Source organism: Leptospira dzoumogneensis (assembly GCF_004770895.1).
GTDB classification, from domain to species: Bacteria; Spirochaetota; Leptospiria; order Leptospirales; family Leptospiraceae; genus Leptospira_B; species Leptospira_B dzoumogneensis.
In genome coordinates, this window is record NZ_RQHS01000001.1 from 105,203 (window position 1) to 131,640 (window position 26,438).

General features: G+C 41.3%; 22 protein-coding genes. 10 read left to right on the forward strand and 12 right to left on the reverse strand.

The genetic code is table 11. The features are described from left to right. The first annotated feature begins 209 nt into the window (after positions 1-209). From EHR06_RS00470 to EHR06_RS00480, 3 genes are all read left to right on the forward strand, one after another. Positions 210-1,703: an ATP-binding response regulator gene (locus tag EHR06_RS00470; protein ID WP_135755299.1), complete on the forward strand. Its 1,494-nt coding sequence runs from the start codon at positions 210-212 to the stop codon at positions 1,701-1,703. A gap of 115 nt (positions 1,704-1,818) precedes the next feature. Then, the gene (locus EHR06_RS00475; RefSeq protein ID WP_135755218.1) at positions 1,819-2,874 is read left to right on the forward strand and encodes a class I fructose-bisphosphate aldolase; all 1,056 of its coding nucleotides are present in this window, start codon (positions 1,819-1,821) and stop codon (positions 2,872-2,874) included. Positions 2,875-3,053: 179 nt separating this feature from the next. After that, positions 3,054-4,034, forward strand: coding sequence for a cysteine synthase A (locus tag EHR06_RS00480; RefSeq protein ID WP_135755219.1), 981 nt, complete (start codon positions 3,054-3,056; stop codon positions 4,032-4,034). Here EHR06_RS00480 and EHR06_RS00485 read toward each other — a convergent pair. Further along, positions 4,031-5,029, reverse strand: coding sequence for an LA_0442/LA_0875 N-terminal domain-containing protein (locus EHR06_RS00485; protein WP_135755220.1), 999 nt, complete (start codon positions 5,027-5,029; stop codon positions 4,031-4,033). The two genes, EHR06_RS00480 and EHR06_RS00485, sit on opposite strands and share 4 nt — an antisense overlap. Positions 5,030-5,174: 145 nt before the next feature. On the opposite strand from EHR06_RS00485, the gene EHR06_RS00490 reads away from it, so the two are divergent. After that, the gene (locus tag EHR06_RS00490; protein ID WP_135755221.1) at positions 5,175-5,456 is read left to right on the forward strand and encodes an LIC_11321 family protein; all 282 of its coding nucleotides are present in this window, start codon (positions 5,175-5,177) and stop codon (positions 5,454-5,456) included. Positions 5,457-5,647: 191 nt separating this feature from the next. On the opposite strand, the gene EHR06_RS00495 is transcribed toward EHR06_RS00490, so the two are convergent. The 7 genes from EHR06_RS00495 to EHR06_RS00525 all read right to left on the reverse strand — a co-directional run bounded on the left by EHR06_RS00495 (position 5,648) and on the right by EHR06_RS00525 (position 13,994). Further along, positions 5,648-6,679 (reverse strand): LIC11086 family outer membrane transporter, encoded by a 1,032-nt coding sequence (locus EHR06_RS00495; RefSeq protein ID WP_135755222.1) that lies wholly within the window; start codon positions 6,677-6,679, stop codon positions 5,648-5,650. Next, entirely contained in the window at positions 6,670-7,542 is an 873-nt protein-coding gene (locus tag EHR06_RS00500; RefSeq protein WP_244288450.1) for a hypothetical protein, read from the reverse strand. The genes EHR06_RS00495 and EHR06_RS00500 overlap by 10 nt, the downstream gene beginning before the upstream one ends. A 14-nt stretch (positions 7,543-7,556) precedes the next feature. After that, entirely contained in the window at positions 7,557-8,693 is a 1,137-nt protein-coding gene (locus tag EHR06_RS00505; RefSeq protein WP_425269468.1) for an MbnH family di-heme enzyme, read from the reverse strand. Positions 8,694-8,753: 60 nt separating this feature from the next. Continuing rightward, positions 8,754-9,695 (reverse strand): MbnP family copper-binding protein, encoded by a 942-nt coding sequence (locus tag EHR06_RS00510; protein WP_135755224.1) that lies wholly within the window; start codon positions 9,693-9,695, stop codon positions 8,754-8,756. Between the two features lie 96 nt (positions 9,696-9,791). Beyond that, positions 9,792-10,238, reverse strand: coding sequence for an LIC_11090 family protein (locus EHR06_RS00515; RefSeq protein ID WP_135755225.1), 447 nt, complete (start codon positions 10,236-10,238; stop codon positions 9,792-9,794). Beyond that, positions 10,235-10,543 carry a beta clamp domain-containing protein gene (locus EHR06_RS00520; protein ID WP_135755226.1) on the reverse strand — a complete coding sequence of 103 codons (309 nt, stop codon included), beginning with the start codon at positions 10,541-10,543 and terminating at the stop codon, positions 10,235-10,237. The genes EHR06_RS00515 and EHR06_RS00520 overlap by 4 nt, the downstream gene beginning before the upstream one ends. A gap of 82 nt (positions 10,544-10,625) precedes the next feature. Then, positions 10,626-13,994 carry a methylmalonyl-CoA mutase family protein gene (locus tag EHR06_RS00525; protein ID WP_135755227.1) on the reverse strand — a complete coding sequence of 1,123 codons (3,369 nt, stop codon included), beginning with the start codon at positions 13,992-13,994 and terminating at the stop codon, positions 10,626-10,628. Between the two features lie 327 nt (positions 13,995-14,321). Between EHR06_RS00525 and EHR06_RS00530 the strand changes: the two genes are divergently transcribed. Continuing rightward, the gene (locus EHR06_RS00530) at positions 14,322-15,326 is read left to right on the forward strand and encodes a phosphatase PAP2 family protein (RefSeq protein ID WP_135755228.1); all 1,005 of its coding nucleotides are present in this window, start codon (positions 14,322-14,324) and stop codon (positions 15,324-15,326) included. Positions 15,327-15,330: 4 nt separating this feature from the next. After that, complete coding sequence (locus EHR06_RS00535) at positions 15,331-16,632, forward strand: oligosaccharide flippase family protein (protein ID WP_135755229.1); 1,302 nt, start codon at positions 15,331-15,333, stop codon at positions 16,630-16,632. Positions 16,633-16,678: 46 nt separating this feature from the next. Here the strand turns inward: EHR06_RS00535 and EHR06_RS00540 are convergent, their stop codons facing one another. The 4 genes from EHR06_RS00540 to EHR06_RS00555 form a co-directional block, all read right to left on the reverse strand. Next, entirely contained in the window at positions 16,679-17,584 is a 906-nt protein-coding gene (locus EHR06_RS00540) for an ATP-binding response regulator (protein ID WP_135755230.1), read from the reverse strand. 94 nt (positions 17,585-17,678) lie between these two features. Then, positions 17,679-19,055, reverse strand: coding sequence for a PDZ domain-containing protein (locus tag EHR06_RS00545; RefSeq protein ID WP_135755231.1), 1,377 nt, complete (start codon positions 19,053-19,055; stop codon positions 17,679-17,681). After that, a complete protein-coding gene (locus tag EHR06_RS00550) occupies positions 19,052-20,521 on the reverse strand; it encodes a S1C family serine protease (protein WP_135755232.1) in 1,470 nt (489 codons plus the stop codon). The genes EHR06_RS00545 and EHR06_RS00550 overlap by 4 nt, the downstream gene beginning before the upstream one ends. Continuing rightward, a complete protein-coding gene (locus tag EHR06_RS00555; protein ID WP_135755233.1) occupies positions 20,514-21,398 on the reverse strand; it encodes an LIC11113 family protein in 885 nt (294 codons plus the stop codon). The genes EHR06_RS00550 and EHR06_RS00555 overlap by 8 nt, the downstream gene beginning before the upstream one ends. 194 nt (positions 21,399-21,592) lie before the next feature. On the opposite strand from EHR06_RS00555, the gene EHR06_RS00560 reads away from it, so the two are divergent. The 4 genes from EHR06_RS00560 (at position 21,593) to EHR06_RS00575 (ending at position 26,433) form a co-directional block, all read left to right on the forward strand. Continuing rightward, on the forward strand, positions 21,593-22,444 hold the full coding sequence (locus EHR06_RS00560) for a sulfurtransferase (RefSeq protein WP_135755234.1): 852 nt from the start codon (positions 21,593-21,595) through the stop codon (positions 22,442-22,444). Between the two features lie 62 nt (positions 22,445-22,506). Then, positions 22,507-24,663: an alpha-glucosidase gene (locus EHR06_RS00565; protein ID WP_135755235.1), complete on the forward strand. Its 2,157-nt coding sequence runs from the start codon at positions 22,507-22,509 to the stop codon at positions 24,661-24,663. 65 nt (positions 24,664-24,728) lie between these two features. Next, positions 24,729-25,142 carry a thiol-disulfide oxidoreductase DCC family protein gene (locus EHR06_RS00570; protein WP_135755236.1) on the forward strand — a complete coding sequence of 138 codons (414 nt, stop codon included), beginning with the start codon at positions 24,729-24,731 and terminating at the stop codon, positions 25,140-25,142. Positions 25,143-25,620: 478 nt separating this feature from the next. Next, positions 25,621-26,433, forward strand: a complete 813-nt coding sequence (locus tag EHR06_RS00575; protein ID WP_208757725.1) for a M23 family metallopeptidase — start codon at positions 25,621-25,623, stop codon at positions 26,431-26,433. Positions 26,434-26,438: the final 5 nt, after the last annotated feature.

The following is a 26,438-nucleotide window of genomic DNA, read 5'->3' on the forward strand; positions in this document are numbered from 1 at the left end:
AACAATAAAATAGGACTGTATTTGGGTTTATAGAATTCGGTGATTTATTCCTGGATTTCATAATGCTAAAATAGATCAAAGGAGAAGTTTTGAAAATTTTGCGGAAACAATTATATTCCTAAAAAAGGATTTCCCAATTCACTCCTAACGTGGGAGCATAACGGAAGAGCCGCAGTTTTTACCACCTCAGGAATATGTTATTATCGAACATGAGTTCTTCTTCAGAACAACCGAATATTCTAATCGTCGAAGACGAGTGGCTTCTATCCTTCAACCTCCAAAAGACTCTCCAAAATTTAGGTTATAAGGTTGCGGGAGTCGCTGCGAACGGTCAGGACGCCCAATCTATTTTTAAAGAGACGGATCCTGATCTGGTTCTTATGGATATCTCTATCGAAGGTGATATGGATGGGATCCAAACCGCTCAACATATCCAAAGGATCAAAGATGTTCCGATCGTTTTTATGACTGCTTATACCGACGACTCCACTTTCATGAGAGCGATGGATGCGGCTTCTACTTACGCATATATTACCAAACCTTTTCAGAATCATCAGCTTAAGTCCTCGATAGAGATCGCACTTCGCCAACAGAAACGTTTGGGGATCGTTAAGGAAAGCGGCAAAGAATTTAAGAATGTCATCCAAAGTATTTCGGAAGGTGCGGTCTCTCTGGACGGGGAAGGAAATATTATATTTCTAAATCATTCCGCAGAAGAGCTTACGGGTTGGTCCCTGGAAGAAGCTCTCGGAAAACCGGGAGATGTGGTTCTTTCTTTTATTCAGACCCAGATCGGTTCAGGAGAACATCCTGATAATTTAGGTCATAATCTCAGATATATTCCTGCAGTTCTTGTCAGAAAGGATGATAGAAAGATCAGAGTAGGATTCAGGGTTTCTCCTATCAGGGACGAAGCAAATCGGATCGTAGGAAGTATCGTGACCTTCTCCGAATTGGACCTTCTATCCGTATCCGAAAAAAGGATCTCTGAAATGGAGAAGGTAATCCAATCCGAAAAAAGATTGGAGTCCATCCAGAAATTGGCGGCAGGTATCGCTCATGAGATCAATAATCCTCTTATGGGTGTGATCAATTACGGAAATATTATCCGTAATAAAAAGGATCTGCCTGCGGATATTCGAAATTACGCAAGAGTCATCATCGAACAAGGGGAAAGGATCTCCGGTATTATCAGAAATCTGATCTTATTCTCTCGTTCCGATAATGAAGAGCCTACTTGGTGTAAACTGGATGATATTCTCGCCGGGGTAGAAGGGATTATCTCCGAATTATTGAAGTCTAAAAACCTGGAAATTTCCAAAAATATTCCTGCAGATATGCCGGATATATTCTTAAAACAGAATCAAATTAAAGAAGTATTATATTATCTTTTGTATTTTTATGCGGATGGAGTCGGCTCCGATCTAAAAGGAAGTACGATCCATTTTAACGCAGGGTTGGAAGATACTAAAACGGATTCCGGACAGTATCTGGACATTCGACTTTCAGGGACTTTGAACGGAGAACTAGATCCTGAGAATGCTTTCCAACCTTTCGAAAGGATACAGTCGGATGACTCTAGGATAGGGATGGGACTTTCGGTTTGTTACGGGATCATTCAATCCAATCATGGAAAACTGGATGTCCAAAAGTCCAGCTCAGGCACTGATTTCCATATCCGCCTTCCAGTCCAAACTAAATAAAGAACCTGCTTTAAGCCTCTCTTCGCCTAAAGATTCTTGCCGAAAATCGATGGAAATTTTGGGCTTCACCCCAAAACTAGTCATCAGATCGATAAAACCAATAGGTATAACTGGAATGTTAGATAAAATCAAGAGCGCATTAGGTGCGGAAGCGGATTCTCTCTTAAATCATGTCTCTAAAACCATCCCCAAGGAAACCCTGACCATCCCTGGTCCGAATTACATTGACGAAATTTTTTCCAAGACCGACAGAAACAATTCCGTTCTTAAAAATTTCCAATCCATCTATAATACAGGACGTCTTGCTGGAACAGGATATCTTTCTATTCTTCCTGTGGACCAAGGGATCGAGCATAGCGCGGGTGCTTCCTTCGCTAAAAACCCTGCATATTTCGATCCGGAAAATATCGTAAAACTCGCGATCGAAGGCGGATGTAACGCGGTTGCTTCCACTCTTGGAGTTTTAGGATTAGTATCTCGTCAGTACGCTCACAAAATCCCTTTTGTAGTTAAGATCAATCATAACGAACTTCTAAGCTATCCGAACAAATTCGACCAGATCCTCTTTGCAAACGTAGAGCAGGCATTCGATATGGGAGCTGCTGCCGTAGGAGCTACGATCTATTTCGGTTCCGACGAAAGTTCCAGACAGATCCAAGAGATCTCCGAGGCTTTCCATAGAGCTCATGAGCTTGGACTAGTCACTATTCTTTGGGCTTATCTTAGAAATGACGCATTCAAAAATGATAAAGCGGATTATCATATCGCTACCGACCTTACAGGACAAGCAAACCATTTGGCTGCTACTATCCAGGCGGATATCGTAAAACAAAAATTACCTGAAACCAACTTAGGCGGATTCAGAGATCTGAAATTCGGTAAAAAAGACGATAAGATGTATACCGATCTTTCTTCCGAACATCCGATCGATATGGCAAGATACCAAGTAGCAAACTGTTACATGGGTAAGATCGGTCTGATCAATTCCGGTGGACCTTCCGGTTCTAATGACTTGGGTGACGCGGTAAAAGCTGCAGTTATTAATAAGAGAGCAGGCGGAATGGGACTTATCTCCGGAAGAAAAGCGTTCCAAAAGCCTATGAAAGACGGAGTAGCATTATTAAACGCGATCCAAGACGTATATCTGTCTAAAGACGTAACAATCGCTTAATAGTATAGGCTCTTGAAGTCCGCGTAAGCGGTCTACAAGAGCAGCTCAAAAACATAGATCATTTTTCCGGAACAAAAACAAAACCGGAAAAATTCGAGGGGGAAAGCGGATCCATGAAAGTGGGTTTGCTTTCCTTTTTTTATTGGTATATATTAAAATAGTATAATAAAGAGGCTCTTATGGAGATCAAAAAAGGTTTTGCGGACGCGATCGGGAATACTCCTCTCATCCGTTTGAATTATTATTCCGACCTGACAGGTTGTGAAATTTTAGGAAAGGCGGAATTTTTAAATCCGGGAGGATCCGTAAAGGACAGGGCCGCATTATTCATTATAGAAGAAGCGGAGAAGAAGGGACTCTTAAAACCGGGCGGCACGGTAGTCGAAGGCACCGCAGGTAACACCGGGATCGGTCTTGTACATATCTGCAATGCGAAAGGGTATAAATGTCTGATCGTGATCCCGGATACACAATCCAAAGAAAAAATAGATCTGCTTAGGACATTAGGAGCGGAAGTCAGAACTGTTCCCGCGGTTCCCTATAAAGATCCAGGGAATTATGTAAAAGTTTCCGCTCGTATCGCGGAAGAAATTCCGAATGCGATTTGGGCAAATCAATTCGATAATGTGGCAAACCGTTTGGCGCATTATCATACTACAGGACCTGAGATCTGGAGACAAACGGAAGGAAAAGTAGACGCTTGGCTTGCGTCTTTAGGAACAGGAGGAACATTCAGCGGTACTGCAATGTTCTTAAAGGAAAAAAATCCTAAGATCAAAACGATCGCGGCGGAACCGTATGGATCGGCAATTTATAATTTTGTAAAGAAGGGAGAGCTAAGCTCCGAAGGAAATTCCTTCACAGAAGGAATAGGCAACGGTAGAATTACCGAAAACATGAAAGATGCTCCTTTTGACGATGCGATCCGAATTACAGATGCTGAATGTTTAGAGTATATTTATACACTTCTCCGCAAGGATGGATTGTTTGTGGGCGGATCGAGCGGGATCAATGTAGGTGCTGCAGTCAAACTTGCAAACGAACTGGGGCCAGGACATACTATAGTCACGATTCTTGCGGATAGCGGGGCAAGATACCAGTCCAGGCTGTATGACCAGGACTGGTTGAAATCGAAAGGATATTCTATTCCGGAAGTTTAGAAAGTACTCACATATCTCAGATCGGTGCGGTATTCCCAAAGATTACTCGCTCCGCCTGCAGCAATCGGCATATAATTACTTTTGAAATTGAATCCTTCTTTCACCGCTTCTCCTGAAGGAGTCTGGATGATATTATGAGTGGCCCATTTTTGACCTAAGAAATAACTTTGAGCCAACTGAACTAAATACAGACCAACACCCATATAAAGTCCCGCTCTGCTGTAATTTTCGTATTGGCCTTCTTTACTTTTGAAGGAATTATATTCCGAAATACTATCCGATTGCATTTTAGTTACCACAAGGGAAGCGCCTGTAATACCTGAACCTTGTATCTGCGCATAAGTAACTGGATCTTCGAATAAAATTTTGCTCAGACGATTTTCCGCTTTATTATGCTGCTCGGTCGCCGCTTGGCTTCCACCGATCGCAACAATAATGGAAAGACCGATCGCTATCTGGTAAGCTCTAGCATAATTATCATGTTTCATTGTGGAAAGTCCCCAACCCGGCAGGATTGCGGATTTCCAAACTGGTTCCCAAGGATTTCTGTTTGCGGAAATATATTCTTCCCAACTGGAATCTTGTTCGTCTATGTACTTTTCGATCAATGCCAGACGTTTTTGGACCGCCTTATAGCTGTTCTCCTTGATCATTTGTTCCAGAAGAATGGTATCCAATTGTTCTTCTTTTTCAGATTTCTTACCGTCTTTATTCAGTTTCTTTTTTTCAGCATCGAATAATTTTGCAAGTTCCGCCTCATCCTTGATCTCTTTGAAGATGATCTTTAAGATCTGGGATTTAGGCAGTGTTTGTCTTTTGGTTTCTTTCAGGATCGTAACCGAGTCCGTAGATTGATCGATTACAGTTCCGTAGGTTTTTTCACCGTTTTTTAAAAGGATCGTTTCCGCCGAAACTTGGCTGAATGCGATCGTGAAGAAGATAACGGATATTGATAAGGACTTAGGTCCTGGTAGAATTGAGCGGAGAGTTTTCATTCGAATTCCTATTCGGTCTTTTGAACTTTTCTCTCTTTTTCACCTTCGCAAGGCCGCTGAGTCAACGTAAAAACTTGACTTCGGTTTTTGAATTCGGGGATTTTTCCTTGCCTTGGAAACTAATTCCGGAGATAAAATAGCTAGGATGAATTTCAGAACTCTGATCTTGGTTTTTGCCTTTAGTTGTCTTTGTTGGATCGTCACATCAGTCTCAGGAGTTTCCCCTGAGCAGCCAAAGGATGCCAAAACTTCGGAACCTTCTCCTAAAAAAGAAAAACCTTCTAAGACCCAAGGATGTTGCAGGATCAAATACGAGGGCGGGGGGATAGACTATTTCCCTTCCACTGAAGAAGAATGTGCGGCTAAGCCCGGCTTCCAAAGTTTCGAAAAAAATTCAGCACTCTGTTTCCAATCCCTTTGGGATTAAAATTTTCTAATATAAAATCATTTCTAACGGAGATCACGGATAAGGGGCTGGATTTAAAAAATTACTTAGAATAGCGATGTAGGAATTCCTACATCACAAAATTACCAAAACTAAAATCCGACTCTAATCCTCCGCGCCTTAGCGCCTCTGCGTGAGAAAAACCTCCGTGTTCTCCGTGGACTCTGCGTGAACTACTTCTTCTCTAAATCCTCTTCCGACTCGAATTCCTCCACTTCTTTTTCCGACTTTTTGGAAGAATCTCTCCATTCGGGAAGTTCAAAAGAAATAGAAGTAGTGATCGCATAATCATAAAGCCTGATCTCCGGATCTCTAATCAAAGGGAGACGACCTGCAATCGTAAGATAGGTACCTTTCGTAAGAGTATAATTAAAACCTAAACTAGCTTCTTTGAAAGCTTTCGGGAATTTTTTCTGGGTTTCCGAATCTTCTTCCAAAAGACTGCCGCCTCCGATCACATTCACATAAGGAGTTCTGTATAAAACCCCGCCGAAAACACTAAAATCCTTGGTCCAAAAATAAGTAACGTAGGCAAACCATTGGGTGATCTTTTGGATCTCGGGATGTTCTTCCGTGTTTTGAGCGGTGGAACTCTGGGCCCAATAAGGAAGACCGGATTGAGTCGTTAAATCTGCATGATCTTTAGAAAGAGGAAAGATCCCTGAACCTCTAAGCACGAATAAGAACTGTTTCCAGGTAGCTCCTAGGGTAAGATTCGCAATTCCAGAATAATAATCCCCGCCGGCAAATTTATCAGTATCGCCGCCGGAAGGAAAACCGAGTCTACCTTCTAAAATGATGAAGAATGGCCAGCCTGTATCTATCAAAGGATTCCATTTCGCTCCTACGAATGCTTTTCCGTACCGAGCAGCGTCACTTCTATCCTTCTGCTCATAATAAGTCCAAGGAGCGCTGAAGTTTGCCGCGAACTTACCACCTGCAAAATTGAACTCACCGAATACGGTAGTAGTATGAAGATTGGAATTATCGATCGTACCTTTTTGAAAATCCTGGGTGATCAAAAAATAATCGGAAGGCTTTTCTCTTTTACCGGTAAAAGGATCTACGAACCTTGTGGAAGAGATCATATTTTGTCCTTCTCCCGCATGGTGGGCAAAAACTTCCCCGCCTAAAAAGAGAAAGAATAGAAATACAAAAAGTCTGATAAAAAGAAGAAGATGATGTTTTTTGAATATTAGAAACATGAATATAATACCAAAACCTGGCCGCTTGTTTCCAGATTCTCCCGGATTTCGGAGTAAAGTGTAGTATTTTGAAAATCGTTGATGGTGATCTCTGAGCCGGAAAGCGCAAAGATCCCGTCCAAGATGGAAACGGAAGAACCTGCTCTTTGAGAGAGTAGGCCGTCCGTCCTAAATCCAATCGAAAAAGGAACATTCTTTTTATAAGGGATCTCTATATCGCAGGAGGCTTCTACTTGGAATTCCGCCCCTCTTAATTCTACATGGACCGTTTTGGTGGTTGATCCATTAAATATTTGGAATGTAAGAAGAAGGTCCGAAAATTCCCCGTAAATATGTTCTAAAGTCCCGTAAGGCACAGCAGGGAAGGGGGACAAACTTTGTCTTTTTACGGGTCCGGTTAAGGCGTTAAAATCAGAGACCGAAATATCTCCTGCAGAAAAACTTCCTGTGATCCCGTATTTTTGGGAATAAGAACCGGTCCCTGGAGTAGGGGTTTCCGAACCGCCGGAATGAAATGTAGTATATTTCCCGTCAGTAGAGGAGGAGGAAACTGAAAAAGAACTTTCAGGTGCCTTGAACAACATGGAAATACTTTCTAATACTACTTCATTTTGGATAAGTTGTATTTGGTAAGTGTTAGAACTTCCGCTTAAGGCAAAAGAACCTATATCGGGATCTCCTTGGTCATCAGAGTAGTATAACCAAGGAGAAATGATCGCTCTTCTTTCATCCATAATACGGAATAACGCCTGTAATTCCGTGGATCTTTCTTCCGTTGAATTTCCTAAGGTTCCATAAGTGCATGCCTGGAAAGACAGGAGGAATAATAAGATATATTCGAATTTTATTCTATTCTTCATCATATTTGTCTAAAGTTTCAGAACGGGTCCTGGAATTTAGGATTGGTCGTAAATTCAATGTCCGTTAGGCTTTTTAAGAATTCCACGAGATCCTGTTTTTCGGATTCGCTTAAGGAAAAACTTCTTACAAAAACATCTCTGTTCGGGTTTGTGGTGCCGTCCCCGGTCCCGCCGTTTACATAATGATTGATCACGGACAATAGATCCGGGATAGAACCGTCATGCATGTAAGGAGCAGTCAGTTCTACGTTACGCAAAGAAGGTGCTCTGAATTTTCCGCGATCCGTTTCCTTAAAAGTGAACTCATACAATCCGCCGTTAGGACTTACGAATCTGGAAGAATCCAATCCGTTATTATGGAATGTAACTTCTTCGAATACTGTTCCGACGTGAAGGATCGTATCCGTAAAATTGAAACCGCCATGACAGTGAAAACATTCCGCTCTTTCTCCAAAGAACAGATTTTTACCTCGGATCGCAGAAGCGCTTAGAGCGGAAAAATCTCCCGCTTGGTATCTATCATAAGCGGAATTTCCGGAGATAAATGTTCTTTGGAAACTGGACAGAGCTTTCGTAATATTTAATATACTGAAAGGATTTTGGTCGCTTGGGAATGCTGCCTTGAATTTAGGAACATAGTCAGGGTCATTCTCCAATCTTTCCAATAAAAGATCTTCTCTATCCTTCATTCCTAATTCCACAGGATTGTCTCCGAACATGGGAACCCTTGCTTGGTCTTCTAATTTTTTCAGTAGAGGATTGGCCCAGGTTTGTCTGAGATTATATACAACGTTAGAAAGATGTTGTGCGTTTCGCGGATGAATTTGTCCCGTAGAACCTACGGAAACGGTCAGCCCATCAGTAAATGCATTCTCCTGTTTATGACAACTTGCACAGGATTGGGTTTCGTTTTCGGATAATCTTGTATCATAAAACAAAAATTTGCCTAACTCTACCTTCTCCACGGTGATCGGGTTATCGTTTGGGACTTTCGGAGTTGGAAATCCTGCAGGAAGATCCCAGGTATAAGGAGTTCCTTCCGGAGTGCTTGTGCCTAAAAGCATAAGTATACTTTCCGATCCGGAACTTTTTTCCTTCTCCAATCCCAATTGTGTACATTGGAAAAGTAAAAAGAAGGATAATAAAAATTTAATAGATTGATTCATAAAATACTCCGGTTTCGGCCGAATCGACCGAAACCATCGCCGTAATTCTTATTTGGAGACGATCCCAAATACTGTCTGAGCAGTGGACCCGGCATTCCCTGTGGAATAATCCAAACCGAAATTCGGATACACTAAGGAGCAGGTCGCGCTGTCCATGGCTCCCATAGAATGGCAGGATTTGCTCCCGGTGCTGATATCCCAGCCGGTCACCGCTTTTTTCAGGTCGAATTGAACCTTTTGTGTGAATGGATTGAATCCTTCCGTTGGAGTTAGCTCGATCACAGCTCGGTTAGAATTGGTGCATGTATAAACTCCAGCTGACTCGGAACAGCCTGCAGAGCCAATATGTAAAACCGCAGCATTTCCTAATGTCGCAGCATCGTTGGATAAAAATTCTCCTACGAAAAATCTATAACCCATGGTCCAGCTCCAAGCAAGTCCGGAGACATTGAGTGGGCTTGGAGCAACACTATAATCTATATGATTTAAACTTTCAGGAACTCCTAAAGTGAATCTAAGAGTTTTGTAGGTTTTATTTTCTACTGTAGCTTGCACAAGATTGTTTGTTTCAGTAGTTCCGCTGCAGCTTCCTTTTCCATTCTCAAAATCCAAAAGAGCAACTCCTCCATACTGCCAAGAACCAGTATTAGGAACATCTAAAGTGATTACATTATCGTTCTGATCTACCAGTTCGAATTCGGAAACATAGAATCTAAGATCCTTGAGCCTGATCGGCATTACACCGGCCACATGTTGGATGGTTACTGTAGAACTGGAAGTTACAATAGAACTGGAATGAGAATCCCCATGCCCTGTAATATCTCCGCCGCAGATAGCATCGCTGTCTCCTACCACAGCTTTGAATTGTATTCCCGGAACTTCAGTCTGGCTTATCAAAGCCAAAAGAGCCGTGTTCGGGTTAGAAGATCCGTCACAACCCGCAAAAATTAACGAAACGGCCGCAATTGCGACTTTATATAATAATTTCATAATATTCTCCTGAGGAAAGGTTTTACTTTCCTATTTTTCGTTTGAGCATTAGGATATGATTGTCCTATGCTTCCTCGTTCGAGGTTTAGAAAATGTTTAGGAGAATCGAGGAGGTCTTTCTAGATCGAAGGAAACAAACACTCCGGAACCTTCTTGTATACGGCTTAAAAGTTCAGAGCCAATAGTTTCAGGAGAAATGTTCTCTAATTCGGAATAAGTGAAAAATTGAGTGCAGATGGTCCCGCTTAAATAAGAAGCCTTGTCTTTTGCTTTTTTACAGGCACATTTATGAGCCTCTCCAGACTTAGCGGAATGACAGTCGGGCAGGGAAGAGGTCTTATGTTCTTTATGATCTTCTCCCGCATCAGCAAGTTTGGAAGAGAATCTTGAATCTTCAGAGTCCGAATGTTTTTCTTTCTGGCTTCCGTGATTACAATGGCAAAGTTTGATCTCGCCTGCGAGCATTCCACAGAACCAACCGCTTCCGAATACCAGACTTTGGAATAGGAAACATTGGGTCAGAATGATAGAGATCGTCTTCATTGTAGGGAGATTTTTAGCCGATTCAGAACGGTTTTGAGTCCTTCGCTGGTTTTGATTTCCACCGGGACCCCTTTGGATTTTAATTCCGCCAGAAGTTTTAAGATCCGATTCAGTATAAGAGAAGGGATTGCGACTACGTTTTCAAGATCCAGCTCCACAATAGTCGGTTGGATCTCTTGGATCTTTTGCAGGATCAGGCTGATTTCTTCAGTTTCGACAGAACATACGTTTCGCACAAAAACGACTCTAAACCGCTTTTTCTCCGCGTATACATGTGTCTCTGTAAATTGAATTGCAGAAGTCATGGCCTTGGACCAAATTTTCTACTTTGAAACCCTAAGGGAAACAAAAAAAGGTCCCGAGAATTGATTTGTATCACTCTGTAGATCACATACTTCTTCTGTATTGGCCGCCCACTTCATAGAGAGAATGGGTCATTTGTCCCAAAGAACAGACCTTTCCTGCTTCTACCAATGCCTCAAATCCATTCTCTCCGGAGAGACAGGCAGACTGTAGATTTTTTAAGGCTTCAGAAGATTCCTCTTTATTCCTGAATTGGAATGCCTCGAGTTCTCTGATCTGTGCCTTTTTCTCATTTTCAGTGGAGCGGATCACTTCTTCCGGAAGTATTGTAGGAGATCCATCCTTACCTAAGAAAGTATTCACACCGATTACCGGGATCTCTCCGGTATGTTTTCTATGTTCATACTCCAAAGATTCTTCTTGGATCTTGTTTCTTTGGTACATTCTTTCCATTGCACCCAGAACTCCTCCTCTTTCCGAGATTCGTCTGAACTCGGACAAGATTGCCTCTTCTACCAGATCGGAAAGATCATCTATGATGAATGAACCCTGCAGAGGGTTTTCGTTTTTAGCTAGCCCCAATTCTCTATTGATGATCAGCTGGATCGCCATTGCTCTTCTTACGGATTCTTCCGTAGGAGTGGTGATCGCTTCATCGTAAGCATTCGTATGTAAACTATTACAGTTATCATAGATCGCATATAATGCTTGTAAGGTGGTCCTAATATCGTTGAACGCGATCTCTTGGGCATGCAAAGAACGTCCTGAAGTTTGGATATGGTATTTTAACATTTGGGAACGTTCCGATCCGTTGTATTTATACTTCATACTTTTGGCCCAGATCTTACGCGCCACTCTGCCGATCACCGCATATTCAGGATCGATCCCATTAGAAAAGAAGAAGGAAAGATTCGGAGCGAAATCATCTATCTTCATCCCGCGTGAAAGATAATATTCAACAAATGTAAATCCATTCGCGAGAGTGAATGCAACCTGGGTGATCGGATTTGCTCCCGCTTCTGCGATATGATATCCTGAAATAGAAACGGAATAAAAATTACGCACCTTATTCCAGATAAAATATTCTTGTATATCTCCCATTAATTTTAGAGCGAATTCAGTGGAGAAGATACATGTGTTCTGTGCCTGGTCCTCTTTTAAAATATCCGCTTGAACAGTTCCACGAACGGAAGAAAGAGTTTCCTTCTTTATTTTTTCATAAACTTCTTTAGGAAGTATCTGATCCCCTGTGGTTCCTAAAAGAAGAAGTCCCAGACCGTCATTTCCTTTCGGGATCTCTCCTTTGTATTGAGGGATCGGAACACCTTTTTTAGAATAGATCTCTGCAAGTTTGGATTTTGCCTCTTCTACTTTTCCTTCCGCACGAATATACTTCTCACAGGTTTGGTCTATCGCGGTATTTAAGAAGAAGGATAGAAGCATCGGTGCCGGTCCGTTGATCGTCATGGACACAGAAGTGCTCGGACTGCAAAGGTCAAAACCTGAATATAGTTTTTTAGCATCGTCTAAAGTGGCGATACTTACTCCTGAATTCCCGATCTTACCGTAAATATCTGGTCGAAGTCCAGGATCTTCTCCATATAGGGTGACTGAATCGAATGCGGTACTCAAACGATGAGCCGGCATTCCATGGCTTACATAATGGAATCTTGCATTCGTTCTTTCCGGTCCGCCTTCTCCCGCGAACATACGAGTAGGGTCTTCCCCGGTCCTTTTAAAAGGGAAAACTCCTGCTGCATACGGGAATTCTCCCGGGAAGTTCTCGGTATAAGACCATTTTACGATCTCTCCCCAGTTGCGGAATTTAGGAACGGAAACCTTAGGGATATTCAGATTACTTAAGGATTTTGTAAAATTCTCTACCTTGATCTCTTTGTCTCTGACAGTATAAGTGAAAAATTCTCCTGAATACTTTTCCAGTTTAGAATCCCACTCTTTCAGGATCTTTTTAGTATCAGGATGAAGTTTTTCTTCTCTTTTGGAATATTCTTCTTCCAGGTCGGAGACGTTTTTACCTCTTTCCCTTAATACTTCTATCGTACCTTTGATCCTATATAGAACTTCCGCGGTTTCGGATTCTTTTTTGACGAAGTTTTCGTATTTCTCACATTCTTCCGCGATCTCGGCTAAATATCTTTGTCTATCCGGAGGAATGATATGGATCTTCTGGCTAGTCTCGGAACTGGAAGTAAAATTGGATTTCCAACCCAGATCGAATTTTTGATTCAAAGAATCGATGAGTGCAACGTATAGATTATTCGTTCCAGGATCATTGAATTGAGAAGCGATCGTCCCGAACACGGGCATTTTCTCCGGACCTTGATCGAATAATTTCCTGGATCTCTGGAATTGTTTTTGGACATCGCGGATCGCGTCTAATGCACCTCTTTTATCACATTTATTTACTGCGATCAGATCCGCATAATCGATCATATCGATCTTTTCTAATTGGGTAGCCGCACCGAATTCGGGAGTCATCACATAAAGAGAAAGATCTGACACTTCCGTGATCTCAGAATCACTTTGCCCTATCCCTGCAGTCTCTACGATCACTAGGTCGAACTCTGAACTTTTAAGAACGTCCAAACTTTTTTTAACATTTCGGTTTAATGCGATATTCGCTTCTCTAGTTGCAAAAGATCTCATATACACTCTTGGATGTGAGATGGAATTCATACGGATCCTATCTCCTAAAAGTGCTCCTCCCGTTTTTCTTTTGGAAGGATCTACGGAAATAATCGCAATCGTTTTGTCTTCGAAGTCATGGATGAATCTTCTTACAAGTTCGTCCGTAAGAGAGGATTTTCCTGCTCCTCCTGTTCCTGTGATCCCCAAGATCGGAATTATTTTTTTAGAGATCGGGAAATCCAATTTTCCGGGATCTATCTTTTGGGAATCGTTTTCAGAAGATTCTACCAAGGAAATGGATTCTGCGATTGCGATCGGATTTTTTTTACGGATCTCCGAGAATAGGTTCCCGTTAAATCTATGAGGAGGAATAAAATCAGATTTTTTTAATAGATCATTGATCATTCCTTGGAGACCCAAGGAACGCCCGTCATCCGGAGAATAAATTTTAGAAACTCCATAAGCTTCTAATTCTTGTATCTCGGAAGGTAGTATTGTTCCTCCTCCTCCGCCGAATACCTTGATATGAGAACTTCCTTTTTCTTTCAGAAGGTCTATCATATATTTGAAATATTCTACGTGACCACCTTGGTAGCTTGTGACTGCAATTCCCTGCACGTCTTCTTGGATGGCGCAGTCTACGATTTCTTGGACCGATCTATTATGGCCTAGGTGAACTACTTCCGCTCCTGAGGATTGGAGTATTCTTCTCATGATATTGATGGAAGCGTCATGGCCGTCAAAAAGTGATGCAGCAGTCACAAATTTTAATTTATTATGAGGGGTATAAATTCCAGGTTCCATTATATTCTCCTAATGTTCGGGCTTGGGCAAATTTTAACCGAACTTTGTTTGTTTTGTCGTTTGGAGAACGATCGTTCAATAAATTCCATTTATATATCTATCATGCTGTAGGAATAAGAATCTAGCAACTGGATTTTGGTATGTAGGAACTCCAACAAGGCGGATAAGGTCCAATTGTTGGAGCTCCTACAAAACGGACAAAGCCGTTGTTGGAATTCCAACAATATAACGAGTGACGATGTTGGACCTCCTACATTCCCGACTTAGTCTTTAAAAATCAAATGTTCTAAAACCGCACTTAGAGCAAACTTAAGAAAAGAATTCATTTTGCGTTTAAAACCGAAACTTTATATGCTCGTTTTTATGACGGATAGTTTCCTATGGAAAGAGATCTTATTCTCTAATACGCCTTTAGAGGCTCTTCATATTTCTGCGTTAAAACCTGTGTTGGATCCTCTTACAATTGTGTTCCATCATCTGGGATCTTCTCTATTTTTTATGGCCCTGGTCTCTCTTATCTATCTTTGTTTCGATCGAAAGATAGGACTCAGAATGACATTGGGACTTCTTATCGCAGGAGTTGTAAACGGAGTCTGCAAGGCGCTTCTTACAATGCCTAGGCCGATCGGTTTGTCGTTCCCATCCGAACTTGGGCTTATGGAAGGTTCGTATGGATTTCCTTCCGGACATGTGCAGACTGCAGTGGTATTATACGGAACATTATTTTTGCATGTACGAATTCCTTGGGTGAGATTACTTACCGCATTTTTGATCTTATTCATGCCGATCGCAAGAATGTACGCGGGACTTCACTTTTTAGGTGATACATTGGGTGGTTTTGTTTTAGGATTACTCGTGTTATTAGGACTAGAGTTTTTGTTCTCAAAAGATCCTGGAATTTTAGAGCCAGGTTTTACTGGACAGGCACCGGACCAAAAACGGATCAAGTCACTCGTACTTTTTATTTTAGCTCTCACTGTGCCTAGCATTCTTCTTCATGATCCTAGCCAACCTGAGTCTACGAATAGATCCTGGGAGCAGGTGATCTCTTCTGCGGGAGCGCTTGCAGGTTTCGGGATAGGGATCTTGTACAATAAGAGGGCAGGGTTGGATTGGAAATCAGTCGATTCTTGGATCGTATTCTTGATCCGAGTAGGAGTGATCATTCTTGGGATCTTGGTCTTTTATTTGGCTCTCGGAAAAATTCTCTCCTCACTCTTAGGGGAAAATCCGGTTGCCAGATACTTTAAGTATGGGATCGTGTGTTACTATATCGGCCATCTCGCTCCCATTCTTTTGAAAAGGATACGCGGAGGCATCTATCTGACTTAACTTCATGCTTCGCCTTGGATCCTCCTTACAGTTCATTTCCGAAAGTATCGGAAAATTACGGACCTCCGGATTCATACGCAGCTTTTTTTCAGTAGGGTTTTCCAAGGTAGTCGCCTCCCTGCTGAATTTTATTTTCATGGTCTATTCCGTTCGCATCTTGAGTAAGAATGAGAACGGGATCTTCCAATATTATTCCGGATTTCTGCCTGTGCTTTTAGCCGTGGCAGAATTCGGATTGCCTACCGCATTAGTACGATTCCTTTCTCCAATGACGGAAGACAAAAGAAAGATCGGGGTGCTACTTGCATCTTCTCTCTGGGTCAAATGGGCCGCGTTATTTTTGTTAGTAGTAGTTACGGGAGTTGCCGTGTATTTTTTAAAGGAGAATGCACTTGCTGCATTTCTTCTCGTATTCGGCAGCTTTGTTCTTTCCTTTAATTCTTATTTCGAAAGTATATTTGTTTCTTTCGGACAATATCACGCGCTTTCCATTTGGTATCCACTTCCAAACCTGATCCGCATTTTAATTTTGTATTTAGCGGATCAATTTTCAGAACATGCACTTGGACATTTAGATATACTCGGGATCTTCTCCGTGGCTCCCGTATTTACTATTGTTCTGTTCTTTCTATTATTCCCCAGAGGCAAATTACATTGGGCAGGCGATAAGGAAGAAGTTCGACAACAAACCAGGGAACTCATCTCTTTCAACCGTTATGCGTTTTTGGCATCATTATTTGCGATCGTATCGGATAGAATGGAGTTATTCTTTTTAAATAAATACCATTCTAACGAGGCAGTGGCGGCATACGGAGTGGCATTACAACCCTTCAGCGGGTTCGTGATCTTATTCTCTGTTTTAAATTCAATGATCTACCCTAAACTTTCCAGGCTTACGGAAAATAAGGAATTCACTAGTTACTTGGGAAAATCCATTTTAGTAGCCGTAGTATTTGCATTAGCATTGGGGCCTTGGGTGTTTTTAGGAGATTGGGTTTTCTCCGCGTTATTCTCCGGAAAATATCCTGAATCAGTGCCGGTATTCCAGCTATTATACCCGAATTATCTTTTCCAATTGGTGTTTTCTCCGCTTGGAATGGCGCTATTTGCATTAGGCCAGCCTAGATTACTTGCGATACTTGCTTTAGTAAGATTGATCTTTGGATTGATTTTGGATAATCTTCTGATCCCGGAATACGGGACAATGGGAGCTGCAGGAGCATTTTTTTTGGGACAGATCCCTTCTTGGTTTTTGCTCAGCGGTTATTTTCTGGCGTATTACAAACCTTCTGCCAAGCAGTCTTAGAATATTCTAAAATAAGAATATTCTATTTTCTTGATATTTTTTCGGTTTAGGTCTGTTTCTGTTTTACTTCTGCTTTTTGAAGTTTTTTCACGAATGTGACTTGGTTTCCCTTATCGTTATAAGAAAGAGAGTCCACATTCATGCGAACTAAGAATATACCTCTGCCTGAAAGTTGGCTTGCATTCGGATCTTGTACAGGATCCGGAACTCTTGCCGGATCGAAACCATCTCCTCCATCTTCCAGGATAACGGTCACTCTTGTATCATCATAATCCACTTCTACCCGGATCCATTCTTCTTTGGATTCGCAGATCTTGTCCACATAGGAGAAGTAATCATTCTCTTGGAACATTAACTCTTGTTTTTGGTGATAAGTGATACGAGCACAACCATGTTCTATCGCATTACCTATCAATTCGTACAATGCCACTTTTAAAGAGAGTTGGTCCTCGTTATGCAGATTCGGAAGATGAGAAAGGGATTTTAGGATCAAATGAACATATTGGTTTAAATTTCCAAGTCTAGGAAGAAGTGCGAACTTCTGCCTGGATTCCCGGACCTGGAACATTCTTTTGTCCACAAGGTCCTTGCCGGCATAAAATAAATTCTTAAATCTTAAGAGAGAATAACGGATTGCCTCCATCCGAAAAGGTTTGAGGAAAAAGTCCACAGCTCCCAGTCGAAGAGCATTGATGGAGATCTGTATGTCCTGATTTCCTGTGATGACAATAAAAGGGGTGTCTACTCCTTTTTCCCTCAATTTAGTGATGAACTCTATACCGTTCATTCTTGGAAGGCGAATATCGGTGATGATCAGATCGAATGTTTCCGACTCGGCTAATGTTAAACCTTGTTCCGCGGTTCCCGCAAGAACTAGTTCGTATTCGCTGCCGAAAATTTCCTGGAACAGATCTCGGATAACTTCTTCGTCATCAACGAAAAGGATTTTCATAATAAATTCCTAATTCAGAACTTCCGAATGCTTAAACTGCCTTATTCGGAAAACAAAAGAAAACCCTGGAAAGGTATTCTAGTCAAGAATTTTGTCAGCGTATATTGTCTAGAGAATCAAGAGAATATAAGGATTTTATCCTTTCATCCAAACTTTTTAACTCCGACTTATCAAAAACCGCCAATTTATTTCCTGAAAACCGGAAGACCAAAAATTCGTCCTTATTTTCGGAAATGGCCGTTTTCAAACCTTCGACGGAGTCCACGACCTTATCATTCACGGATTCTAAGATCAAATCTTGGAATTCCTGATAGGCCCTGTTCTTCTCGTCCGGGAACGCTCTGGAAAGTAATACGATACGGCTTCTTTCCGGATGGAGTTTTTTAGAATAACTTTCCGCTAAGTATACTAACTTTCTATCGCTGGAAGATTTGTATTTTTCTCCATATTCTTTCAGATATGTATGAGTGAGTTCAGTGAAAAGTAATCCACCCGCGATGATATACTTAGGAGCGATCTTGTCCGAACTTTCAGGGATCAAGAACGAATCCTCGTTATACGGCCTTAGCTGGTAACGTATCTCTCTTTTTCTGCCGTCTCTATAAAGAGAAAGAGCGACCCATTCTCCGGAATTCAGATAAGATCCGCCCTTGCTGAGCAGGATATCGTATAATACCTGTTTTTGTTTAGAAGCAACCGGAGTCCCATTCACGGAAAGAACCGCGTCCCCTGGAAACAGATTATGCATCGGACCAATCCCGGGAAGAATTTCTGAAACAACTGCGCCCACACTACCTTTCGGAAAATAATAATCTTCTTCTGCAGGAGTTAAAGAACCTTCTGCGGAAAAACCCGGGTGAGGAAATGGAGAAGCGGAAGAAAATCTACTTTGGTAAAATCTACGAAGAAGATCAGCGCCCGCATTCCAGGTCCCATCTGTAAATCCACAGACCTTCTTGCCTGAAAAAAGAAAACTTCTGGTCCCGTCCTGATTTTCTTTTCTGGAAAGTTTAGAAAGAGGCAGGATCGATTTAGAAAATTCTAAACTTCCCCATTCAAAGTTCGGGAAGAAGGAGGAGCATACTCCTTGCGTTCTGACTCCTTCCTCTAAAAGAGCGATAGGGGATACTTTTTTAGATCTTCCGAAGTTTTCAGGAAGAAGAACGATGCCTAACCCGGTATCCAAATCCACTTTTTGGAAATATGCTTTTCTTCCGGCGGATTCTTCCGGATGGACCTCCGCGAATAGCGGAACTTCTCCAGGTTTTAAAAGTGCGAGTGCGGTTCTTTCATCCAAACGGATCGCTGGGATCTTTTTCTGATAAGGAGTTCCTTTTTGAAAAGGATTATGATGAGAATATTTTCTAAAATGGACCAGAAGCGAGAATTCTGAATCCGCTTTTGCCTCGATATTCTCTAAAGATCCTAAAAGTAAGAATGCGAGAAGGAATACTAATTTGTTAGATCTCATTTTCCCTCCTTGGATTCATCCGACTTGATATCGAATCTTTTTCTAACCCGTAAGTCTATTGTCCTGACTGTTTTGGCATCCAAGACCAAAGGAAGTCCGACACCCCTGAACTTCAGTACAAGGGTCCCATTCGAGTATTTTTTCCAATAATCCTTGAACTCGGCGATATTCGCGGGAGTTTTTCCATTAATGGATTCTAATATTTTAAAACGATAATTTAGGTATTTGGAGTTGAGAGGATCCGGGAATAGGGTAGTTAATATCAGGTCTCTTTCCGTAAATTTAAAAAGGTCGTCCTGTATAAAATAACTATAATGGTATCTAAGAGCAGTTTCCACTCTTTGGCTTTCTTTTCCGAATAATGCACGATTCACAGGCTGGAATAAAAGTCCTGCTCCCAGAAAACTTCTGACCTGACGATCTCTGTATAATTCAAGAGAATCCGTTTTTTTTAGCTCGGCTTGGATCTTAAAGTTTTTACCGTTCCTGTAAAAATACAAAGTTAATTTTTGTCCTACAAAACCGGGCTCTATCAGATCTACGATCGTTCTTCCGGTAAATTCTAAAAGACCACCTTCGTTGTTAAGATAGGCCTCATCTACCTTATACAAAAAATCATCCGTTTGCAAAACATCCGAAAAAGAAGAATTCGGATATACCTTATTTACTAGAACACCTTGCAGATTCTGAGGAACTCCTAGATACTTTTTCACGGATTCGGAATTCCCATTTTGGAAAGTAAAACCTACGAATGGGAACCCGTCGTATTGGCCGTCTTGTATATCTTTTAAGAAATGTTGAACAACTTCAGGCGGGATTAGATATGCGGTATTTCCTTGGATCTGGCTTACTTCAAAAATGATCCCTGCTACCTTTCCATTTTGGATGGCAGGACCGCCTGAATAACCGGGAAGAATATTTGCACCTACGCGGATTACTTTTCTGTAATCAAGACCGGTAAAAGAATATCTCAATCTTTCCACACGATTAACTAGACCATTCTCTAAGGTGAGATTTTCCGCACCTTCCGGATAACCGAGCATTAGAAGATTACTGCCTAAGGAAGGGGATTCTTCCGCGATTTCCAGAGGTTCTACGGCTGTAAAAAATTCCTCATCTTCTACGGAGATCAAAGCAAGATCACAGTCGAAACCTATAAATTCCACTTTTGCATTATAATATTTACTGCTATTAAAACGTTTTACCTTCAAATACTTGGACTCCGAGATCACATGAGCATTTGTTAATATTCTATTTCCTGCAATAATGAAACCTGAACCCACATCTCGGGAAAGATCCTGGTCCCCGAATTCCAAAGGATCGCTTGCATCCGGATAAATATCGCTTCTAACTATAACAACACCGTTCAATAATGTTTTAAGATCGGAGTTACCGTTCGTTTGGGAAAAAGCGGGAAAACTAAATGTCAGGACCAGACCCGCGAGAAGTATCCAAAACTTATTCATGAAATAACTCCGCGTCGGACCATACAATTTTATCCTTTTCTACCGATTCTAATTTCAATTTTGCCAGGTAACGTGCTCCTTCTTGGAGTTCTTCAGTCGGTTGGTTATCCACTAAAACGTTTCCGCTCAGATCCGCTTTGATCCTGATCCAGGAATATGGAGAATCCGGTAAACAACTGGCCTGGAAAGAATAATACAAAGACTTGTCCCAATAAAAATCAGCATCCTTGCCCAAATAAAGAAGAGGGCAGGAAGAATCAAAAAAGATCTCTTTTCCTTTAGGGGTGGGACGATCTATAGGATGTTTTGCGATGCTTAAGAAATATTGCAGACCAAAATTCACAGTGGAAGTTTTCTCCACCAGTTTGGTTTCCTGATTCGACTTACCTGCGGGAAGAGGTTTGGAGCTTGCTGCTTTTAAATTCTCCGCAGAAAATTCAAGCTCCCAATAAACCGTTTTTCCCAGCTTAACTGGACCTTTCACTCTGAAAGAATCTATTCTTTCAGGAGAACGTAATCTTTCTTCTCCGGAATAAAAGAAACCGCTCAGTTTTTTTCCGGGACAGTCCAGAGAAAGGTACTGTATTTCCTCAGTCTCTGGAAGAGATCTGAACTTACACTCACCGATATGAACGGTTCCATGTTGTTTGAACCATTCTTTCAAAGGTCTTGCGTCTTTCTCTTTGGTATATTTTCTCCAACCTTCCTGAAATTCTTTCTCAGCAAAGTCTCCGATCCTGGAATTTGTCTTTTGGAGCTGAGCTTCTTCTGCGAAACTTCCAGAATCCGGAATAAAAACGGAAAAAAACAATAAAACTCCCAGGCTCACAAAAGAAAGAAGGAGTCTTTTCGTTCTTAAATGGAAAATATTCTGCATCGGGGAAAACATTCTTAATTATTATCGGTTCGGGAAAAAGCGGATTTTACAGATCTGAAAATAGAAGAGGAATTTCCGTAGAATTCTTGCGATTATGTCTCGAATTTCCAAGAATACCAAAAAAAAGTTAAACTCTGAAACGGTAGTCTGGAATATGGTTAAAACTAAGAGTAAAAAATATAACGGTATTCATCTTGTCTCACTGGAGTTTTCTTAAAACCGACCTGAACGAAAAGCAGGACTTATTCATCGATTGCCGCTCACAAGCGCAATACCAGGAATCCACCTTAAAGGGTGCGTATTATTTTCCATTCGTCAAAAAGGCTTTTGCTTCCGATCCGGACTCTTCCAAAAAATTATTGGGTCCGATCGAAGAGATACTTGCTCTCGCTAAAAAAGAAGAGAAGTCCAGGATCTTGGTTTTTGACGAGGGGATGGGGATGTTCGCATCTAGACTCGTTTTCCTTTTGAGAAGCGCAGGTTTTCAAAATGCGTTCTTGATCGGACAACGTTGGCCTGTGGACGGAGCCAAAGAAAAAGGTTCCAAAGAGTTGGATTGCGGCCCTGCATCCAAAGTCCGCAAGCTGGAAGGAGTGATAGACAAAGCATTCTTAGAAAAGAACTTAACTAGACTCCAAATTTTCGATACTCGCACACCTGAAGAATATGATGGAAAACTTCCTCGTTTAACTGCTCCCGAGCCTGGGAGTTTATGCGGAAGATTACCGGGTGCTTTCCTTTGGGATTGGAGAATGTTGTATGACGCGAACGGTGAGCTCGTGGACAAAACATTCTTCAATAAAAAGTTAAGAGGTTTTCCTTTCATGCCGGAAAGGACCACTGTTATCTATGATTATAACGGAGCAAGATCCTCCTTACTCGCTATGATGCTCAAAGAAGTAGGATACAACGACGTGAATGTTTATGTTGGCTCTTGGTTTGAATGGAGAAAATCCAATCTACCTAAACAAGCAGCGAATATATACGGACAGGCCGGAGTAGGAGCTTCTGCGCCAAGAGTCGGTGGAACAGACAGAAAAAGTTAAAAAAAGAAAGACTTCTTAAGCTTCATAAAAGAACCTCTCGTTAGTTTCTAAGAGGAATAACGATGAGGTTCTTTTTTATTATCAGCATACTATTTGCATTTTTATTCAACTGCGGATCCAGATTTGAAAAAATCTCTCCGTTTTCCGTTCCTCCTCAGGAATTCGATCTTGGTAACGGGGTCAAAGCAGTATTCCTGCCTACTGAACTATCGTTCATCACTTCTAAGGGTAGAATATTAGAATTCAACTTAAAAGACGCATTTCTCTCTTCTGCAAAAGGGGAACAGATCGTAAATTATAGAAAGGCAACATTCAAGATCAAAGATAAGATCTTATTGGAATGCGGAGCCCAGACAATCGAAAGTCTTGGATTAGGATCCGATGCATTATATCTCAAAGGAAAACTTACAGGAAATAACTGCGAAACAGAATACTCTATCAGATTCGTATCTTCTTCCAACTCCGGACTAGACTGGAAGGTAGAAATTACAAACCCGGAACTAAATCGCACATATATCAAATTCAAATCGGACGAATCCGAAAGTATCTATGGACTAGGCGAACAATTCTCTCATCTCAACTTAAAAGGAAAAAAACCTTTCTTATTCTCTGAAGAACAGGGAGTGGGAAGGGGAGACCAGCCGATTACCTGGGGCGCAGAATTATTAGAAGGTGCCGGCGGAAATGAATACAGCACTTATACCCCAATCCCATTTTTTCTCACTTCCCGGAACAGAGCATTCTTTTTCGAAAACAGTTCTTATTCGGTTTTTGATTTTGAAGAAGATTCCGAAATTGCTGTAGAGTTCAGAGAAAGAGGGCTTAACGTAAAATCCTGGAAGGCTGCAAATCCGAAAGAGATCTTAAAATTATACACTTCTCATACCGGTAGATTTCCGAATCTGCCTGATTGGGCTTATGGGACTTGGCTCGGTATCCAAGGCGGAAAATCGGTCGTTTTGGAAAAGATAGAAGAAGCTAAAAAAGCCGGAAATCCGATCAGTGCCCTTTGGATCCAGGACTGGGTGGGGCAAAGAAAGACAGTATTCGGTTCTCAACTCTGGTGGAAATGGTTTCCGGATGAAACTCGTTATCCTGATTTTAAAAACTTCGTAAAAGAATTAAATCAAAAGAATATTCAGGTTTTAGGATATATCAATCCTATGCTTGCCACAGAAGGGCCTCTATTCGAAGAAGCGGTCAAAAATAATTATTTAGTAAAAGATAAAGAAGGAAAAGATTATATAGTACAAACTGCGGGATTCCCGGCAGGACTATTAGATCTTACAAATCCAAAAACCCGCACTTGGATCAAAAATATCATCAAACAAAATCTGATAGGCAACGGACTCTCAGGTTGGATGGCTGATTTTGGAGAATGGTTGCCTACGGATGCTGTATTATTCTCTAAAGAATCTTCGGAAATTTATCATAATCGTTATCCGGTAGAATGGGCAAGACTGAACCGAGAAGCAATCCAAGAAGTTGGAAAAGAAGGACATATCGTATTCTTTACACGTGCAGGTTATAGTTATTCCAATAAATATTCCACTTCCTTTTGGGCGGGAGACCAGATGGTGAGTTGGGGAAGACATGATGGGATCGTATCTTCTCTTATCGGGATCTTGAGTGGTGGAATGTCAGGGATCAGTTTGAATCATAGCGATATAGGAGGATACACAACAATTCCTAGTCCAATCAAAGATTATTTCAGATCCAAAGAATTATTTCTTCGTTGGGCGGAATTGAATGTATTCACTCCGGTTTTTAGGACCCATGAAGGGAATAGACCTGCTAAAAACCACCAACCATATTCTGATCCGGACACAATAAAAGAATTTGCAAGATACGGACAGATGCACCTTGCATTAAAAGAATATTTCAAATTTCTAAATAAAGAAGCTTCCGAATCAGGGCTACCACTTTTACGTCCGCTCTATCTTTCATATCCGGAAGACAATCATACAAGAGATCTGCAAAACCAATTCTTACTAGGAGAGGATCTACTCGTGATCCCGGTCTTAGAAAAAGGAGAAGATACGGTAAAAGGATATCTTCCCAAAGGAGAATGGGAACACGTTTGGACAGGCAAAATATTCCAGGGAGGAACTTGGGCAGAAGTCGATGCTCCACTTGGATATCCCGCGATCTTTTTGAAAAAGAAAGGTGTTTGGTATGAAAAATTAAAATCTTCACTTTCCACTTTTAAAAAGAACTGAATATGTGCGGTTTTTATTTGAATCACAAAACTTCTACACTGTCTAAATAAAGGAAGAAGGTCCCTTTGTCAGAATTTACAGATCCGATAGTATTATTTGATGGAGTTTGCAATTTATGCAACGGTGCAGTGAATGTACTTTTGGATCTGGACAAACGTAAAAGATTAAAATTTGCCAGCCTCCAATCCGAATATGCAAAAAACCTAATCCAATCTAAGGCCTTGGAGGAAAAAGTCCGGGGCATAGATAGTATCCTTTTCTGGGACGGAAAGGAGATTTATAATAAATCCAATGCCATTCTGGAGATCTGCTCAACACTCGGAGGATTTTGGAAAATTTTTCTGATTACCTATATCATTCCAAGACCCATTCGAAATCTGTTCTATGATCTGATCGCCAAAAATCGTTACAAACTTTTCGGAAAAAGAGAATCTTGCAGAATGCCGACCCCTGAACTAAAAGAGAGGATCCTAGGGTAAGGGGCGCAAGGTTCTTTGCACGCAGAGTCGCGAAGCCGCTCTGAGTGGGAATTTCTTTGCAGCTTTTTTAGCTATACTCTTAGGGTCCTCTGAACAAAAAACCCCAAAAAACGACCCAAAATCTGGCCTTTGAGGCCTCCCTTTATGTCTATTTCATCCTCGTTTCCAGGTTTCCCCACGACGAAACTTTCTCTAAATTTCAGAAAACTTTTCAGTAAGTTTGTATTTTTTCGGGACTCTAATTGTGACACCTTGTAAAAACAGGGAAAATTCTTCAAAATATGCCATAAATCGATGGAATTGAGATTAAAATAATTAATTTCATTAGGATTCGGTCGGATTCATTCGATATCGTTAATTCCTTAGGATTTGGGTGGAGAAAAATCCTTGTCCCGAAAGTATGGACCAGGAGGATAGGGTGAACTTTCGGAAATTTACCGCCGATCTTAAATACAAGACCCGTTTTTTAAGAGAATTTTTGGCGGCGCAAAAAGGAAAGAACCAAATGAAAAGAAAAACTATTCTTTCGATAGTAGGTGCATCAGCCCTAGTCGTACTTTCCTGGAAATCTTTCGCAAATACATATTTGGAAGAAGTGAAGGTAGATAACCAATTCATCCAAACCTATCAATCTAGAGAAGGGATCTGGATCGTTCCCGGAAAAGTAAAAGAATCCTTAGAGGATCTTTACCACAAATTCGGAACCTCAGAAAGAGAGGTTCGCCTTCTGAACGGGATCCACGACAGCGGAAAGATCCAAAACTCAGAACCTGTATTCTTCCCTTATAATTCAAATTACACTCGCAATCTTCTATTAGAGGACAAAGGAAGAGAGATCTTCACCTCGGATTCCAGAGAATTGATCTGGCCTTTAAGCTTCAAATATTCCAGAGTTACTTCCAGATTGGGAAGACGTTGGAACGCATTGCACGCAGGTGTGGACATTGCTTGCCCGAACGGTTCTGTAGTGATCGCTGCGGCTGACGGAGTGGTGACGGATTCCAAAAGAGACGGTGGATATGGACTAAGAGTAGTTCTTTCTCATCCTCAGATCAACGGTATCCAAACATTATATGCTCATAATTCTCTTCTTTTTGTAAAACAGGGTGATAAGGTTAAAAAAGGACAGGTGCTTGCACTTTCCGGGAATACTGGACACACGACTGGACCACATGTTCACTTCGAAGTTCGTTACCAAAACGTGGTCTTGAACCCTGAACATTATCTTCCTCCATTCTTAGCTGATAAAGAATCCCAAGTTGCGATCGCAAAAGAAACCATCCAACAATAATAACA